Annotated in this window: 17 protein-coding genes; 5 read left to right on the forward strand and 12 right to left on the reverse strand. The window is 64.2% G+C overall.

From position 1 onward, the window contains the following. Positions 1 to 5: 5 nt before the first annotated feature. Together cml and JG746_RS18030 are read right to left on the reverse strand one after the other, a co-directional pair. Entirely contained in the window at positions 6 to 1223 is a 1218-nt protein-coding gene (gene cml, locus JG746_RS18025; RefSeq protein ID WP_202354031.1) for a CmlA/FloR family chloramphenicol efflux MFS transporter, read from the reverse strand. A 243-nt stretch (positions 1224 to 1466) separates the two neighbouring features. Next, positions 1467 to 2924: an MFS transporter gene (locus JG746_RS18030; RefSeq protein ID WP_202354032.1), complete on the reverse strand. Its 1458-nt coding sequence runs from the start codon at positions 2922 to 2924 to the stop codon at positions 1467 to 1469. 129 nt (positions 2925 to 3053) lie between these two features. Between JG746_RS18030 and JG746_RS18035 the strand changes: the two genes are divergently transcribed. Continuing rightward, on the forward strand, positions 3054 to 3944 hold the full coding sequence (locus JG746_RS18035; RefSeq protein WP_202354033.1) for a LysR family transcriptional regulator: 891 nt from the start codon (positions 3054 to 3056) through the stop codon (positions 3942 to 3944). Between the two features lie 2 nt (positions 3945 to 3946). Here JG746_RS18035 and JG746_RS18040 read toward each other — a convergent pair whose 3' ends face one another. Further along, the gene (locus JG746_RS18040) at positions 3947 to 5359 is read right to left on the reverse strand and encodes an aminotransferase-like domain-containing protein (protein WP_202354034.1); all 1413 of its coding nucleotides are present in this window, start codon (positions 5357 to 5359) and stop codon (positions 3947 to 3949) included. Between the two features lie 106 nt (positions 5360 to 5465). Here JG746_RS18040 and JG746_RS18045 point away from each other — a divergent pair, with 106 nt between their 5' ends. Then, positions 5466 to 6329 carry a DMT family transporter gene (locus JG746_RS18045; RefSeq protein WP_202354035.1) on the forward strand — a complete coding sequence of 288 codons (864 nt, stop codon included), beginning with the start codon at positions 5466 to 5468 and terminating at the stop codon, positions 6327 to 6329. A 21-nt stretch (positions 6330 to 6350) separates the two neighbouring features. Here JG746_RS18045 and JG746_RS18050 read toward each other — a convergent pair whose 3' ends face one another. Together JG746_RS18050 and JG746_RS18055 are read right to left on the reverse strand one after the other, a co-directional pair. After that, a complete protein-coding gene (locus JG746_RS18050) occupies positions 6351 to 7391 on the reverse strand; it encodes a zinc-dependent alcohol dehydrogenase family protein (protein ID WP_202354036.1) in 1041 nt (346 codons plus the stop codon). Between the two features lie 109 nt (positions 7392 to 7500). Next, positions 7501 to 7962: a winged helix-turn-helix transcriptional regulator gene (locus JG746_RS18055; protein WP_202354037.1), complete on the reverse strand. Its 462-nt coding sequence runs from the start codon at positions 7960 to 7962 to the stop codon at positions 7501 to 7503. A 100-nt stretch (positions 7963 to 8062) separates the two neighbouring features. On the opposite strand from JG746_RS18055, the gene JG746_RS18060 reads away from it, so the two are divergent. After that, entirely contained in the window at positions 8063 to 9307 is a 1245-nt protein-coding gene (locus JG746_RS18060) for an MFS transporter (protein ID WP_202354038.1), read from the forward strand. On the opposite strand, the gene JG746_RS18065 is transcribed toward JG746_RS18060, so the two are convergent. From JG746_RS18065 to JG746_RS18075, 3 genes are read right to left on the reverse strand one after another with little or no spacing between them, the layout of a single operon-like run. After that, complete coding sequence (locus JG746_RS18065; RefSeq protein ID WP_202354039.1) at positions 9308 to 9778, reverse strand: DUF4262 domain-containing protein; 471 nt, start codon at positions 9776 to 9778, stop codon at positions 9308 to 9310. Then, positions 9768 to 10418 (reverse strand): maleylacetoacetate isomerase, encoded by a 651-nt coding sequence (gene maiA / locus JG746_RS18070; RefSeq protein WP_202354040.1) that lies wholly within the window; start codon positions 10416 to 10418, stop codon positions 9768 to 9770. Before maiA ends, JG746_RS18065 begins: the two co-directional genes overlap by 11 nt. A 4-nt stretch (positions 10419 to 10422) precedes the next feature. Beyond that, the gene (locus JG746_RS18075; protein ID WP_202354041.1) at positions 10423 to 11118 is read right to left on the reverse strand and encodes a fumarylacetoacetate hydrolase family protein; all 696 of its coding nucleotides are present in this window, start codon (positions 11116 to 11118) and stop codon (positions 10423 to 10425) included. Positions 11119 to 11343: 225 nt separating this feature from the next. Between JG746_RS18075 and JG746_RS18080 the strand changes: the two genes are divergently transcribed. After that, positions 11344 to 12027 (forward strand): response regulator, encoded by a 684-nt coding sequence (locus JG746_RS18080; RefSeq protein WP_096446860.1) that lies wholly within the window; start codon positions 11344 to 11346, stop codon positions 12025 to 12027. Between the two features lie 88 nt (positions 12028 to 12115). Here JG746_RS18080 and JG746_RS18085 read toward each other — a convergent pair whose 3' ends face one another. The 4 genes from JG746_RS18085 to JG746_RS18100 are packed head-to-tail and all read right to left on the reverse strand — an operon-like array spanning position 12116 to position 15528. Then, positions 12116 to 12550, reverse strand: coding sequence for a hypothetical protein (locus tag JG746_RS18085; protein ID WP_202354042.1), 435 nt, complete (start codon positions 12548 to 12550; stop codon positions 12116 to 12118). Positions 12551 to 12598: 48 nt separating this feature from the next. Further along, positions 12599 to 13030 carry a hypothetical protein gene (locus tag JG746_RS18090; protein WP_202354043.1) on the reverse strand — a complete coding sequence of 144 codons (432 nt, stop codon included), beginning with the start codon at positions 13028 to 13030 and terminating at the stop codon, positions 12599 to 12601. A gap of 2 nt (positions 13031 to 13032) precedes the next feature. After that, positions 13033 to 14373 carry a hybrid sensor histidine kinase/response regulator gene (locus JG746_RS18095; RefSeq protein ID WP_202354044.1) on the reverse strand — a complete coding sequence of 447 codons (1341 nt, stop codon included), beginning with the start codon at positions 14371 to 14373 and terminating at the stop codon, positions 13033 to 13035. 18 nt (positions 14374 to 14391) lie between these two features. Further along, the gene (locus JG746_RS18100; protein ID WP_202354045.1) at positions 14392 to 15528 is read right to left on the reverse strand and encodes an FIST signal transduction protein; all 1137 of its coding nucleotides are present in this window, start codon (positions 15526 to 15528) and stop codon (positions 14392 to 14394) included. 314 nt (positions 15529 to 15842) lie between these two features. On the opposite strand from JG746_RS18100, the gene JG746_RS18105 reads away from it, so the two are divergent. Then, positions 15843 to 16343 carry a (2Fe-2S)-binding protein gene (locus JG746_RS18105; protein ID WP_202354046.1) on the forward strand — a complete coding sequence of 167 codons (501 nt, stop codon included), beginning with the start codon at positions 15843 to 15845 and terminating at the stop codon, positions 16341 to 16343. Positions 16344 to 16441 lie beyond the last annotated feature (98 nt).

A 16441-nucleotide genomic window follows, 5' to 3' on the forward strand; every position in this document is an offset into this window, starting at 1 on the left:
GTTTTTCAGTTCGTGGTTCCTTGCCGGTCCTGCAGACGCTTCAACGCCCATAATGTCGTTGCCGCCAGCACCGTGGCATAGGCGGCCAGCGGCCATGCCGTGTCGCCACCCAGGAGGATGACGAACAACGTGCCGGCGATCCCGACGATCAGGCTCTGGGCGCAGAAATAGAGCGCCACCGCCGTCCCCGCGACATCGCCAAACGCTTCAAGCGCGCCGTTGGCGGTGACCGACCCTGCAAGGACGATGCCCACGGCCATCACCCACATGGGCAGGACGAAGGTGGCGAAGGACGGCGCGGCAAGCACCTGTCCGATCGCCAGCATCGAGGCGCCGAGAAGCAGCATCGCCATGCCGCGCGCCAGGCTGCCCGCGGTGCCCCAGCGCGCGATGAACGGCCTGGCAAACCGCGTGGTCGCGATCATCACCAGTGCCGCTGTGGCAAAGGCGAGGCTGAAACCGAGCTGGGTAAAGCCGGCACGATCGATGAGCACGCGCGGCGCTGTCGAGAAGAACACGAAGAAAGTGCCCATGGCCGCAGCGAAACCAAGCGTATAGGTCCAGAAGGCGAAGCTGCGCAGGATCGGGCCGAAGGCAGGGCGTGGGCCGGAACCATTCTGCGGCCGCGTCTCGTGCCAGCGCAGCCATGCATTTAGCGTGGCCGCCATGGCCATAATGCCAAGCGTGACGAAGATCGCGCGCCAGCCGAAACCCTGGGCGATCAAGGCGCCTGCGACTGGCCCCAACGCCGGCACGAAGGCCAGCATCGCGCTGAACAGGCCATAGATGACCGCGCCCTCGGGCCGCTCCGCATAGACATCGCGCACCGTGGCGAAGGTCGCGACCAGGACAGCGGACGCCGCCATGGCCTGCACGACGCGCAACGCGACGAAGGCTGCGGCCGATGACGTGCCGGCGAGCGCGACGGATGCGCCCGCGAACAGCAGCCCGCCGCCGAGCAGCACCGGGCGCCTGCCGATCCGGTCGGAGATCGGGCCGAACACGATTTGGCCGAGGCCAAGCGTGATCATATAAAGGCTCAGCGTCAGCTGAATGACCGAGGGCGATGTGCCGAGAGCTTCCGGCATCAGCGGTACCACCGGCAGGTAGATGTCCATGGCCAGCGAGGCAAGGATGTCGAAAGGCGCCATCAGCAGCAGCGCCGACGGCAAGGAATAGGCCCATATCTTCTTTTGGGGAGAGGGGCGTCTTGGAAAAGGCATGATTGAGCATCCGCACAAATGGTGAGATTTGGCGGCGATCTGCCGTTTCATGGATGGTCTGATTTGACGGGGCAGAAGGCCGCAACAACGAGATGTTGTCGCGGCTTACTTGTCTGCTGACTTGGTTGTTCCCATAGCGCTGTCCCGAAATTGGCGTTGCAGGCATCCGCCTGCGCGCCGTTTCAGTAGCAGCCTGGGATCGGCCGGGCAACCTTCGGGCAGTGCCGAAAGAGCCCGAACGGATCAGGCAATCCCGGGCTGGGGACGGCTGGCAAAGCGCAGCGAGAACAGCGCGAGCAGCAGCGCAACCAGCGCCAGCGCCGTTGCCGTCTCAAAGGTGACCTGCATGCCTCGGGCCGCTGCGGCGGCACTCAGAACGTCCTGTCCTGTTCCTTCGCGAGCGCCGGCCGATGCGACCGCGAAGATGGCGCCCATCAGGGATGCGCCGGTGATGAGGCCGAGATTGCGCGACAAATTGAGCAGGCCCGATATGACGCCGCGTTCGCCGGTGCCGACGCCGGTCATGACGGCCGCATTGTTGGCGGTCTGGAACAGCGCGTAGCCGAAGCAGGTGACCGTGATAGGCACGACATAGCTGGCAATGCCGAGCCTGGTCAGGGCAAGCGACAGAAGGAGTGTGCCCGCGGTCAGGCTGGCGAGGCCGGCGACCATCATCCTGTGGGCTCCGAAGCGGTCGGAAAGCCGTCCGGCCAGCAGGGCCGACAGGGTCGACACAAGCGGCCCGGTCGAGAGCACCACGCCGACCATCGCGGCATCGAGCCCCAGTCCACGCGACAGATAGAACGGCGCGACCACCAGGGTTGCCATCATCACCGTGGCGACGATGAGGCTCATGACCAGGCTGGCGCTGAGCTGCGGGTCCCGGAAACTGGCGAGTTGGACCAGCGGGTTCCTCACCCGCTTCTGGGCGACGGCGAACAGACCGATGCCGAGGGCGGTCGCGGCCAGCAGGCCGATGTTGAGCGCGCCGAAATGGCCCCAGCCCAGCGTCATGGCCAGTGCGTAGGCGGCCAGCGTCATGGCCAACAAGGCAGTGCCCATCGTGTCGAACTTGCCTTTAACGGCCTGCGCGTTCTTGTTGCGAGCGGGCAGGGCGCGCCAGGCGAGGGCAAAGGTCAGCAGGCCTAGCGGCACGTTGACCAGGAAGATCGCCCGCCAGCCGAGGCCGGCGATCAGGAGGCCGCCGAGCGAGGGGCCGAGCGTCGTGCCGATCGCCGACATGGCGCCGAGCAGGCCCATGGCGCTGCCGGTCCGCTCCTTGCTCACCGTCTCCGCGACAAAGGCCAGCGTCAGCGCCATCATCAGCGCCGCGCCAAGCCCCTGCACGGTGCGCGCGGCGATCAGCAGTGAGAGCGTCGGCGCCAGGCCGCAGAGCACGGATGCCGCTGTGAACAGCGCGATGCCGCCAAGCAGCAGCGGCCGGCGCCCGAACATGTCGGCCAGCCGCCCGGCGCTGACGATCAGCGTGGTGATGGCGAGGAGATAGGCCAGGACCACCCATTGCACGGCCTGGAACGACGCCCCGAACGTCTGCATCAGCGAGGGCAGCCCGACGCTGGCAATGCTGGTTCCGAGCGACGACAGCAGCGTGGCGAGCGACAGGCTTGCCAGCGCCCAGCCGACCGATTGATTCTGTTGCGGGGCTGATATCCCATCCCGATCTTGCGCTGCGACTGCCATGGCGATCTCCTTTTCCTTCGCTCCTGAACCGGAGCCATCGGAGATCTAGTCCTGCGGCTGACATGGCGGAAGGCGCAGCATTTGCAACATATCAGTGCATGAGACGCCACATCATGCTATGAGCAGGCGATGACATCTCCCGATCTCAACCTGCTGTTCGCTCTCGACGTGCTGCTCGCGGAAGGCAGCGTGGCGCGCGCCGCGCGCCGTCTGCGGCTCAGCCCATCGGCGATGAGCCGGACACTGGCGCGGCTGCGGGAGGCAACGGGCGATCCTCTGCTGGTCCGCGCCGGCCGTGGCCTGGTGGCGACGCCGCGCGCGGAGGAATTGCGCCGGCAGGTCGGCCCTGTCGTCCAGGAAGCGGAGGCGCTGCTGCGGCCTGCTGAACTTCTTGATCCGTCAAGCCTGGACAGGGTTTTCACGCTGCGCACCAATGAAGGCTTCGTCGAGGAATTCGGGCCTCGCCTGGTCGCCCGCATCGAGGCCGAAGCGCCTGGCGTGCGGCTGCGTTTCGCGCCGAAGTCCGACAAGGATGTGATGTCGCTGCGCGACGCTTTGATCGACCTGGAAATCGGCGTTGCCGGCGAAACCGGACCCGAAGTGCGCATCCAGGCGCTGTTTCGTGACCGCTTCATCGGCGCTGTCCGAGTTGGCCATCCGCTGAGCGAGGGCGCGGTGACGCCCGAGCGCTTTGCGGCGGGCCGGCACATCAGTGTTTCCAGGCGTGGCCGCGAGCGAGGGCCGATCGATGAGGCGCTGAGCGCGCTTGGCCTGCAGCGGACGGTCGTGTGCATGGTCTCGGGTTTCTCGGCAGCGCTCGCTATGGCGCGGGCCTCAGAGTTGATCGCCAGCGTGCCCGAGCGGCACACGGCCGGTGCGCGCGCCGGCATGCATAGTTTTCCGCTGCCGGTCACGACAGTTGAGGTCACCATTTCCATGCTTTGGCATCCGCGGCTGGATGCCGACCCGGCGCAACGCTGGTTGCGCGACTGCGTGCGGGAGGTCTGTGCCAGTCGCTGAGATCAGCGCGCCATCGCCGCGGCGAGCACCTTGAAGATCCGCCCGTCTTCGCACTGGGCGACGTTAAAGCGCAGGAACCGGCTGGCCGTCTGCGAAAGGCTGAACGCGTTGCCGGGCGCCAACACGACATTGTCGGCCAAGGCCCGGCGGGCGACTTCGGCAGCGTCCACGCCATCGGGCAGGCCACACCACAGGAACAGGCCGGCCGGCTGGTCGATCCACGGCGTGATGCCGATCGCCTTCAGACGGGCGCCGGTCTCGGCCATGGCACGCGCGAGCCTGGCACGCAGCAATTCCATGTGCTTGCGGTAGCTGCCGTCCTTGAGCAGCGTCAGCACCAGTTCTGCTGCCAGCCGTCCGCCGCCGAAGGTCGTGGCGATCTTGAGGTCGGTCAGGCCCTCGACCCAATCGCGGGGCGCGGCGATGAAACCGCAGCGCACCGATGCCGACAGCGTCTTGGAGAAACTGCCGATCTGGACGACGCGGCTGAGGCCATCGAACGCCGCGAGCCTCGGGGCAGGGGCATGTTCGAAATCGGCGAAGATGTCGTCCTCGACGATGGTCAGGTCCGACTGGTCGGCGAGCTTCAGCAAACGATGCGCGGTGACCGGCGACAGGATCGCGCCGGTCGGGTTGTGGATGGCGGAGTTGGTGATGTAGAGGCGCGGCCGGTGCTCGGCGAGCGCCTGCGCGAAAAGCTCGATATCAGGTCCCGACGGCGTGTAGGGCACGCTGACAACCTTGGCGCGGTGGGCGCGCAGCAAAGCATGGAAATTGAAATAGCAGGGGTCGTCGACCAGCACCGTGTCGCCGGGCTCGATCAGGAACCGGCACAATAGGTCGATGGCCTGCGTGCCTGACTCCGTCAGCATGATCTGTTCGGGCGCGACTTCGATGCCATGACCAGCCATGCGCCGCGCCAGGAGTTGCCGCAACGGCGGCAGACCGAGCGGTGTGCCGTAATCGGCAAGCGTGACATCGTCGGCGCGCGCTGCCGTGCGCAGTGCCCGGCGCAGCGCGGCCTGCGGCATCCATGAGGCCGGCAGCCAGCCACAGCCGGGTTTCAGGACCTCGTCGCCGGCATCCAGCGACTGGCGCGAGACCCAGAGCGGATCGACGGCGCGGTCGAGCAGGGGACCGATCTCGGCCAGCGACAGCGGCGCCAAAGAGCCGGCGGCATAGAAGCCCGAGCCTGGCCGGGAGCGGATCGTGCCTTCGGCGGCGAGCCGCTCATAGGCTTCGACCACGGTGGATTTGGACACCTGCATGGATTGGGCGAAGGCGCGAATCGACGGCAGCCGGGCTCCAGGTGTCAGGCTGCGCGCGGCGATCCGCTGGCGGATCGTCGCCATGACGTTTTCGACCAGGGTAGGGGCGGCCAGGGTTCGCGCGCCTTCCAAGGCAAAGTCTGTCATCTGTACTGCTCAATATGCCATTACAGTTTCGCTGAATTGTACCCCATTGTCTCTGGCTGCGCCATGGCATCCGCCCGATACAGGGCGAAAGACATGGAGCCTGGAAATGGACAAGACCGCGAGCGGCTGGCTGAACGGATTTATCGGCGTGCTGATCTTCTCAGGCTCGCTGCCGGCGACGCGCGTGGCCGTGATGGACTTCGATCCGACCTTCGTGACATCGGCCCGGGCCGCGATTGCCGGACTGCTTGGCCTGGCAATGCTGCTTTTGTTCCGGGAGAAACGCCCGCAGCGCGGCGATCTGTTGTCGCTGGTGATCGTGGCGCTCGGCGTGGTGGTCGGCTTTCCTTTGCTTACCGCACTTGCACTGAAGCACGTCACCTCCGCCCACTCGATCATCTTCGTCGGCCTGCTGCCGCTGGCAACCGCGATCTTCGGCGTGCTGCGCGGCGGCGAGCGTCCACGACCGGCGTTCTGGCTGTTTTCGTGCATCGGCAGTGCGCTGGTCGCGGGCTTCGCGCTGATGCAAGGCGTGACGGCCTCGCCGGTCGGCGATGGCCTGATGCTCGCCGCCATCGTCGTCTGCGGCCTGGGTTATGCCGAGGGCGCAGCGCTGTCACGCAAGCTCGGCGGATGGCAAGTGATCTGCTGGGCGCTGACGCTGTCGCTGCCGATCATGCTGGTGCTGACTTTCGCCACGCTGCCGCCATCCTTTGCCGCCGTCGGCTCCCACGCCTGGATCGGTCTCGCCTATGTCTCGCTGTTCAGCATGCTGATCGGCTTCGTCTTCTGGTATCGCGGCCTGGCGCAAGGCGGCATCGCCGCGGTCGGCCAGTTGCAGTTGCTGCAGCCCTTCTTCGGCCTGGCGCTCGCGGCGAGCCTGCTCCACGAACAGGTCAGCCCACTGATGGTAGTGGTCACGCTCGGCGTGGTTGCGTGTGTGTTCGGCGCGAAGAAATTCGCGCGGTAGTTCGGGAAATGACGCCCGCGCCTAGAACTTCGTCACCACCCCGATACCAATGCCCTCGAAGCCACCCATCGCCATCAAAGCCGCAGGCGCTTCGTCGAGGCTGATCTTCTTGCCGACCAGCAGTTCGGGCTTGAGCTTGCCATGGCGGATCATCTCCATCATCGCCTGGTAGCGGTAGGCCTGCATGCCGTGGCTGCCGAGGATTTCGAGCTCGAAGGCGATGATCTTGTCCATCGGCACTTGCGGGCGGGCGTGCTCGCCCAGCATCAGGCCGACCTGCACATGGCGGCCGCGCCGGCGCAGATTGGCGATCGAGTTGAAGGAAGTGGTGGGGTGGCCGAGCGCGTCCATCGACATATGCGCGCCGCCATTGGTGATCTGCTTGACCGCCTTGACCACATTCGGCGTCGTTGACGCATTGATGGTGGCCACGGCGCCGATCTTTCTGGCGAATTCCAGCTTCTCGTCGGTGAGGTCGATGGCGATCACATTGGCGCCAAGCGAGCTGGCGATCATGATCGCCGACAGGCCGACGCCGCCGCAGCCATGCACCGCCACCCATTCGCCGGGCTTGACTCGGCCCTGGTCGACGATGGCGCGAAACGAGGTGACGAAACGGCAGCCGAGGCTGGCGGCGGTGGCGTATTCCATCTCCTCGGGCAGGCGCACCAGATTGGTGTCGGCATGCTCGATGCCGACATATTCGGCGAACGAGCCCCAGCCGGTGAACCCCGGCTGCGTCTGGTGCTCGCAGACCTGATGGTTGCCTGAGGTGCATTCGAAGCAGCGGCCGCAGCCGACGGCGAACGGCACCGTCACACGGTCGCCGGCCTTCCAGCGGCTGACCTGTTTGCCGGCGGCGACGACGACGCCCGCCAGCTCATGTCCCGGGACGTGCGGCAAGGTGATGCCGTCATCATGGCCCATCCAGCCATGCCAATCGCTGCGGCAGAGCCCCGTCGCCTCGACCTTGATGACGACGCCATCGGCGGCCGGTTTCGGATCGGGGACGGTCTGGATCGTCGGCGCTTCGCCGAATTTCTCGAAGACGACGGCTTTCATCGGTCACTCCACCCTGCGTACTGTCCGGGGAAACGATAGCCGATTCCCCGGCCGGTCAAGCGGAAATCGATTCCGCCAGGCTGGCTAGTCCGCCGCCCACCAAGCGCGGTCAGCTGTTTTCCTGGGTGCGGAAATCGGCAAGCCTCGTGTCGCCGGGGGCCAGCAGCCGCCCGTCCTCGGCATGCACCTCCAGCCGCCTGATCGGCCGGCCACTCCGCGTATCGACCATGAAAGTGTAGGGCTCGCCCGGCCCGGAGAAATAGGTCTCGCCCCATTGCCGCAAGGCAACCAGGACATAGAAAAGGCCGCGACCCTTTTCCGTAAGCACATATTCGTGGTGCGCGCTGCCGTCGGGTGCCGGCACCGTCTCGAGAATGCCGTGCGCGACGAGATTGCGCAGCCGCGCCGACAGGATGTTCTTGGCGGCGCCGAGGCTCTTCTGGAACTCGCCGAAGCGCCGCAAGCCGTCGAAGGCGTCGCGCACGATAAGCAGCGACCACCAGTCGCCGATCGCGTCCAGCGGCCGCGCGATCAGGCAATCCGCTTCCTGGTGGCTCGTTCGTTTCACCATGGCAATCGTTGGTCCAGGCCTGTCATTTTGGTTGCAAGATAAAACTGTTCTGCCTATCCAGCAAGTGGTTTCAACTTAAAACCTCTTTGCGGAGAGCGACATGAACATGCAGGTGGTGAACGGCACGGCGACAGGCACGGAGCGGTCCGATGGGTCGCCACAGATCGTGCCGTCGTCACCCCCGGGACTGTCGGGAATGATGGCGCTGGTCTTCGCCATTGCCTGCGGCCTGAGCGTCGCCAATGTCTATTTCGCCCATCCGCTGCTCGACGCCATGGCGCATGATTTCGCCATCGCGCCGGCCTCGGTCGGCATCGTGGTGACGGTGACGCAGATCGGCTATGCGCTCGGCCTGTTCTTCATCGTGCCGCTCGGCGACCTGTTCGACCGCCGCAAGCTGATCGTCGGGCAGGCGGTCCTTTCCGCCGTGGCGCTGATCGCGGTCGCGGTCGCGCCGAGCGCGGCGATGCTGCTCGCAAGCCTTGCCGTTGTCGGACTGCTTGCCGTGGTGGTGCAGGTGCTGGTGGCTTACGCCGCCGACCTTGCCGAGCCGTCAGAGCGGGGGCGGGCGGTCGGCACCGTCACCAGTGGCGTCATCCTTGGCATCCTGCTCGCCCGCTTCGTCGCCGGTGTCGTCGCCGACTTCGCCGGCTGGCGCTGGGTCTATCTGGCCTCGGCGGCGCTGACGCTGGTGACGGCGGTGGTTCTGTTCGTCATCCTGCCGCGTCAAGAGGCGGAGCGGCCCCGCACATCCTATCCGCGCTTGCTCGGTTCGGTGGTGCTGCTGTTCGTGCAGGAGCCGCTGCTGCGCGTGCGCGCGGTGCTCGCCATGCTGATCTTCGCCACCTTCAACGTGCTCTGGGCACCGCTGGTGCTGCCGCTCAGTGCCGCGCCGTTCTCACTCTCTCACACCGAGATCGGGTTGTTCGGCCTTGCCGGCGTCGCTGGCGCTCTCGGTGCTCGCTGGACAGGCGGCCTCGTCGATCGCGGGCGCGGGCAACTGGTCACAGGGCTCAGCCTGTTGCTGATGGCGGTAGCCTGGCTGCCGATTGCCTTGATGGGCCTGTCGCTGTGGCTGCTCGTCGCCGGCATGGTCATGCTGGACCTGGCGATCCAGGCGGTCCATGTCACCAACCAGAGCCTGATCTTCGCGCGCCGGCCGGATGCGCGCAGCCGGCTGGTCGGCGGCTACATGATCTTCTATTCGCTCGGCAGCGCGCTAGGCTCCATCGCCTCGACCATGATTTTTGGCGCCTGGGGCTGGAGCGGTGTTTGCATGCTTGGCGGCGGTGTCGCTCTGGCGGCGCTGGTGTTCTGGGTGGCGACGCTAAGGCTAGGGCACTAGTTAGGGCGGGGTATCAAGCAACGGTTGCCGTTTGCGAACCCATTCGCCAGCTTCGGCATCCCACGGCCAAACCCCGGAAGTTGTTGGAAAAATTAGCTGCATAATCCGGAAATCCGAGCCGTCGTAGAACCAGATATCCCAACCGAAATGTTCAGGATAGTGGTCCGGATGGACCGAGCCGAACTGACAGTCGAAGCCGCCTCCCAAGAACCCTGACGCCCGCCCTCCGACGCTGAACCTCTCGCCGCTGCGCACTCGTCGGCAATACTTGTTGATGATGGTATGCGAAAGTTCCGGCTTGAGTCCGACGACGACCAGTTCAGGGACTTTGAAATTGTGTTCTATCCCCACCGAGTACGCGAATGGCGGATTCTCGTCCTCCTCCAGCACATAGAGGATATGACAGCCATACTCTTCGATATCGGCGAGCGCCTTGGCTTCCTCGGGGTCTTTGGCTTCTCTACTCGGCATCGATCTGGTTCTGCGGCGCGGCTTTCTGGAAGGCCGGCAGCGCCATGCAGGCGCCGTTGATGCGGGCTATCGTCGGGTAGGGTGTCAGGTCGACGCCGAAGCGGGCGTTGCTCGCGATCTGGGCCGCCAGGCAGATATCGGAGAGGCCCGGCGCCTCGCCATGGCAGAATGTTCCCGTCTGAGGCGAGGAAGCCAGAATCTTTTCAAGCGGCTGAAAGCCTTCGTTCACCCAGTGGCGGAACCAGTTGGTGATGTCCTGGTCGCCGGCGCCGAACAAGGTGCGCAGCGAGGTCAGCACGCGCAGATTGTTCACCGGGTGGATGTCACAGGCAATCATCTGCGCCAGCATGCGCACGCGCGCCCGGCCAAGCGGGTCCTTCGGCAGCAGCGGCGGTTCGGGATGGATCTCGTCGAGATATTCGATGATCGCCAGCGACTGCGTCAAAAGCGTGCCGTCGTCGAGCACCAAAGCCGGCACCAGCCCTTGCGGATTGACCGCGAGATAGGCTGGTTCCAGATGTTCGCCATGGCGCAGATGATGCGGGACATAGTCATAGCTCAGCCCCTTCATCTCCAGCGCGATCCGCGCCCGATAGGAGGTGGAGGAGCGATAGTAATTGTGCAGGACGAGTTCGCTCATGCGCTCACTTCGGCTGGCCAATGGTCACTTCGATCGTGCCGATGCCGTCGACGCCGCCGGTCATGGTCTCGCCCGGCTTCACGGCGCCGACACCGGCCGGCGTGCCGGTGAAGATCAGGTCGCCGGCCTGCAATTCCACGCCCTCGCTGCAGATCGAGACAATGTCCGCTATCGGCCAGATCAGCTCGGTGAGATCGGCGTCCTGCCGGACCTTGCCGTCGACGGCAAGCCAGATGCGCCCTTTCGTCGGGTGGCCGGTCTTTTGCGCCGGCACCAGTGGCCCGCAAGGGGCGGAACGATCGAAGGCCTTCGACCAGTCCCAGGGCCGCGCCGCCTTCTTGGCCTCGTCCTGGAGATCGCGCCGGGTGAGGTCGATGCCGACGCCATAACCCCAGACATGCTCCAGCGCCCGCTCGCGCGCAATGCGGAAGCCCGGTTTGCCGACCGCGGCGACCAGTTCGATTTCGTGGTGCAGATTGGCCGTCAGCGGCGGGTAGGCGATCACGGTGCCGGAATCGACCACCGCGTCGGCCGGCTTGGTGAAGAAGAAGGGCGGATCGCGTTCGTCATTGCCGAATTCGCGCGCGTGCGCCGCATAGTTGCGGCCGACGCAGAAAATGCGCCGCACGGCAAAACGCTCGGCCGACCCGCTGATGGCGACGGAGGGCGTTGATTGGACGGGAAGGACGAAGGCGGTCATGGTGGTCTCTACGTTGGATATCGGGTTGCTGGCGGCACCTTCGGCCGATTTTGGGGGCCGGGCAAGGCGTCGCTTTTCATAAAGCACGGGCTTTGCCGGGGCTGTATAAGGAATTCAAGGTTCCCATCACTTTGCAGCGGCCTATCAACGCGCGATAGACTATTTGCCAATAATCCGGCCATGGTCGCGGGGCTATGGTGTGGCCGGTAAACCGGAACGAGCCACATGACAGCATCCAACGATCGCGCCCGGTTCCTGATCATCGACGACCACCCGCTGTTTCGCGAGGCGCTGCACAGCGCCGTGCAGATGGCCTATCCGGAGGTCGACACGGTCGAGGCGCGCTCGATCGCCGAGGCGCTCGATCTCCTGGCCGACGCCAAGCCTTTCGACCTTGCGCTGCTCGATCTCTCAATGCCTGACGTGCACGGCTTCGAAGGGCTGCTGCAGCTCAGGACCCGCTATCCGCGCCTGCCGGTGGTGATCGTGTCCGGCTACGAGGAGCCGCGCATCATTTCCGAGGCCTTGTCCTATGGCGCTGCCGGCTTCATCCCGAAATCGGCGCGCAAAAGCGATCTGGCCGCCGCCATCCGCTCGGTGATGGACGGCGCCATCTATGTGCCGGAAACCTATGAAGGCCAGCCGGCGGACGCTGACAGCATCGACCGCGCCGACATGGTCCAGCGCTTGTCCAAGCTGACGCCGCAGCAACTGCGCGTGCTGCAGATGCTGCGCCAGGGCCTGCTCAACAAGCAGATCGCCTACGAGCTGCAGGTCGGCGAGACCACGGTCAAGGCGCATGTCTCGGAGATCCTGCGCAAGCTCAACGTCTACAGCCGCACGCAAGCGGTGATCGAGGTTTCGAAGCTGGACAATGCGGAGCTTTTCAGGGATCAGGCGGGGTTTTGAGCGGTGGGCCGATACTCCTGCAAACGAAGCAGCAACATGCCGCGATCCGGTGAGAATGATGTCTCAATGGCGTTTCATCTGCTAGCACCTATCCGAATGATATAGACGAAATGATTTCTCTCGCTTCGCCTAGTTCTTCGTCGATGAGGTCGTATTCGTCACCTTGGGCAAGGTAGGTCACGAATGCAAAATCGCTTCCATCGGACAAGTACCATGCCGAAAAGGTTTGATCTGTCGTCTGTGACGAAACGCCAACACACATTACGTCGCCAAATTCTGTCGTAAAAATCCGCTCGACATCTATGAAATTGTTTCGACAGAACTCAGTCATAAATGACCTGAGAGCCTCGAAATTCGCGTTTGGCTTTTCCCCACTGCGATATTTCGCAATAGAGAATTGGAGGGCGCCGCCAGCATCTGATGCCTTAGCCAAGGTAGGTGGCGATCTCCCGGGAAGGTCGTCAGTTACGTCTTCCCATCCGATGGGCGCGTCGAAGGTGATGCCATGGAATTGAACTATCATTGGATTTACCGGATCTCTCAGTCGAGCATGGTGAACACACCGCATTGTTCACGGCACCGCGTCCGCGCGCATTAGCGTGACACGCCTGATCTGATCTGCATGAGGCTGATATTCGATGTGTATGGAATGATGCGCCTCATCAAATCGGTCCCAAGGGCCGAATTCACCCAAAAAAGGATCGCTCCGTGCGGCGCCGCTTCTTGAGGGCGCGCCAAAGCAGCTCAGCACATCGTTGCGGCTGAATGAAAAAGGAATGTCCGAGAGGTCCCGATCTAAATTGTCGGCCTCTATGAATATGGTGTCTATCATTTCGTCGTCATCGCAGATGAAGGAAAATCTGTTGCGGGCAGAAACGTAATGTATACGGATTTCCGGAAGATCGTCGGTAACAGTTCGTTGGAATTTCCAGGATTCAAACGGTGGTAACGTCAAAAGGGATGACGCCGGCTTTCCCAGATAGGCAAGCATCGCGTTGGCCATTCTCAAGCCAGCAAATGCGCCAGCAGCGCCCGCAGTTGCGCCGGTTTCAGTGGTTTGCGCATCAGTTCGATGCCGCCGGCGCGGGCGGCCTTGGCGACGGCCTCGGAACTGTCGGCGGTGACGATCAGCGCCGGTACGGCGCGGCCGAGATAGTCGCGGACTTCCGATATGGTGGCGGTGCCGAGGTCGCCGCCGTCAAGATGTTGGTCCGCAATGACGATGTCGGGCACCCAGTCGGTGTCGCCGAGCAGGTCCAGCGCGTCGTCGGTCGAGGTCGCGGACCGCACCAGGCACTGCCAGCGCTCGAGCAGGAAGGTCATGGCCTCCAGCACCTCGGTGTCGTTCTCGACGAGCAGCACCTTGGTGCCGAAAAGGCCGTAGCCGCGCGACCGTTCCAGGCTGGTGGCGCTGGCGATGGCGTCGGCCGGCGCACCGATGCCGACGGGCACATCGATATGGAAGATCGTGCCGCGCCCGACCCTCGACGAGAAGGTCACGGGGTGGCCGAGCGCGCCGGCCATGCGGCGCACGATGGCGAGCCCGAGCCCGAGGCCGCCGCCGTCGAGCCCGGCATTGGCAGGCAAGGTGCCGCGATGGAATTCCTCGAACACCGCCTCGCGCTGGTCCTCGGGAATGCCGCAGCCGGTATCGGCGACATCGATGCGGATCGTGTCGCCGCGATGCCTGGTGCCGACGAGCACGCCACCCGAGCGGGTATAGCCCAGCGCGTTGGAGAGGATGTTCTGCAGGATGCGGCGCAGCAGCGTGCGGTCGGAGCGGACCACGGCATTGACCTGCCGGAATTTCAGCGACAACCCCTTGATTTCCGCGACCGGCTGGAAATCCGAGCGCAGCGACGAGAACAGCGCCTCCAGGCTGACATCGCCTATGTCGGGGTGCACCACGCCGGCATCGAGCTTGGAAATGTCGAGCAAGGTGCGCAGCAGGTCCTCCATCGTTTCCAGCGAGCGCTCGACCTGCCGCACCAGTTTCCTGCCTTCGTCGCTGGTCTGCACCTCGGCGAGCGCCGAGACGGATAGGTGAGCCGCGTTCAGCGGCTGCAGCACGTCATGGCTGGCGGCGGCGAGGAACCTCGTCTTGGACAGGTTCGCGAATTCGGCGTTCTCCTTGGCGGCGCTGAGGTCGATGTTGGACTGTTCCAGCCGCCGGAGCGTCGAGTGCAGTTCCTCGGTGCGCGTGCGCACCCGGTTTTCGAGTGAGATGGCGGTCTGGAACAGCGAGAAGGCATTGCCTTGCTGGTCCATCGAGCGCTCGACGCGGCTGACCAGGGCGGCGTTGATCTTCTTCAGCTTTTCGAGGTCGTTTATGTCCTTGAGTGGCATCGTTTCATTCTGCGGCCCTTATTCCGCCGCTTGCCGTTCGCCAAAGGCGATGCCGGTGAAGGTCTGGTTCAAATGCATTGACCGGTACTGCTCGCCATAGGTGCCGAAGCCGACGACATTGTTGACCCGGTAGAGTTCCGAAATGTCACGAAAGACCTGCCGGTTGCGCGCGTCGAGCCTGCGCAGCACGCAGTCGAAGCCGAGGATCAGGTCGATGCCGCCGAGCCTCTCCTCGACCTCGCGCAGGGCCGCGCGTGTCGATTCCACCATGTCCTTGGGCTGGGCGATCGACAGCACGACGCCGTCGTCGATGGCGCAGAAGAAAGACAGCGAGCCATCCGCGTGCATCTTCTGGATCGACCGGCAGTAGTATTCGCCGCCTACCTTCACCACCACCGGATGCGAGGCGAAGCTAAGCGGCGTCAGGGTCTGCGGCAGGATGCCGACGGAAGCGGCATATTCCTCAGCCGCGTTGGTGGCATTGAACTCGCGCACGATGCGGTGATCGGCATCGGACGCCGTTACCACCAGCTTTTCGTCGGTCGGAACGAAATTGTCGGTCTTGAAGACGTGGAACGGAATTTCCGTGGATATCAGCACGATGATGGCGCTGTCCGAGGTGACCCTGCCATTCGAGATAAGGCGCGTCGTCTCGAATTTCAGATCGTCGCCGGCTGAGCCGCCGAGCAGCGGGATGTCGTCAAGACCCCAGTGGATGGCCGAGCTGACCGCTTCCTCGGCATAGGACAGCCCATCGATGAAGCAGAGCGCGAAGGTGTTCCTGGTCCGCTCGCCGCCCACCCTGACGCGCAGCGCGCGCCGCAAGGCCTCGACCTCGCCCGTGATCCTGTCCATGCCCGACGAGGATAGATTGTCGACCATGGCGCTGACCGCGGTGAACGCCGCCGAGGGAAGCAGCATCGCCAGCATATGGCCCTCCTCAAGCCCCTGCGGCGTGATCTCGCCGGCGGTGGAGCAGCCGGCATGGTGGAGCCCCGGCGCATGCGCCGAGAGTGCCCGCGAGAGGGCGCCGGCCTCGACGAGGCTCTGGGAAAAGAACACGAGGGCAAAGCCGGCGTCGATTGCCGCAACCTCGCTGGCCACCGCGCGAGCGAAAGCATCCAGGTCGGGCTCGTCCGTGGTCAGCGCCGACAAGCCGCAGGCGTAGCGCGTCCGTGAACTGGTCAGCGGCGTTCTCCCGCATTTCCTCCAACGCTGTTTTATACGCGGCTGTTTTTACAGGCTTCTGGCGCGCAGGCGTCGAAGGATATTGTTGCTTCCATTCGGCGGTTTGGCAATGGGGCGAGGGGAATGCACCTTCGTGCCTTGGCCATGACCGAAAGTACAATGATCCAGCTTTTCCGTCGCGCTGTTTTTTGCGCGTTGTGCGGTGTACGAATAGCGCATGGCCGAAGTGCCAGCGGCGCGTCGGCAGCGTGATGACCAAGGTTGATACCCAGGGAGGATTCATGTCGGACGTTTCGTTGATGGTGAACGGCAAGCGGGTCAGCGGGACCGCCGAGGACCGAACGCTGCTGGTTCACTTCCTGCGCGAGAATCTCGGCCTGACCGGCACTCATGTCGGCTGCGACACCTCGCAATGCGGGGCCTGCGTCGTCCATGTCGACGGCAAGGCGGTGAAGTCCTGCACCATGCTCGCGGTACAGGCGTCCGGCTCGAGCGTTGTAACGATCGAAGGTCTCGCCAACGGCGCCGACCTGCATCCCGTGCAGGCCGCCTTCAAGGAACATCACGGCCTGCAATGCGGCTTCTGCACGCCTGGCATGATCATGATGGCAACCGACATGATCAACCGCCATCCCGAAGGCCTCGACGAGGCGACGGTGCGGGCCGAGCTGGAAGGCAACATCTGCCGTTGCACCGGCTACCACAACATCGTCAAGGCGATCCTCGCCGCATCGAAGACGATGGCGAAGGGGACCAAGGGCAAGGCCAAGCAAGCAGCGTGAGATGAACAAGGCAGTAGGGCAGTAGGGCAGTAAGGCAGTAGGGAACCAGAAGAAAATTTCCCTACTGCCTTACTGCCCTACTCACCTACTCCCCTAAA

It is taken from the genome of Mesorhizobium sp. 113-3-3, from assembly GCF_016756495.1.
Taxonomy (GTDB): domain Bacteria; phylum Pseudomonadota; class Alphaproteobacteria; order Rhizobiales; family Rhizobiaceae; genus Mesorhizobium.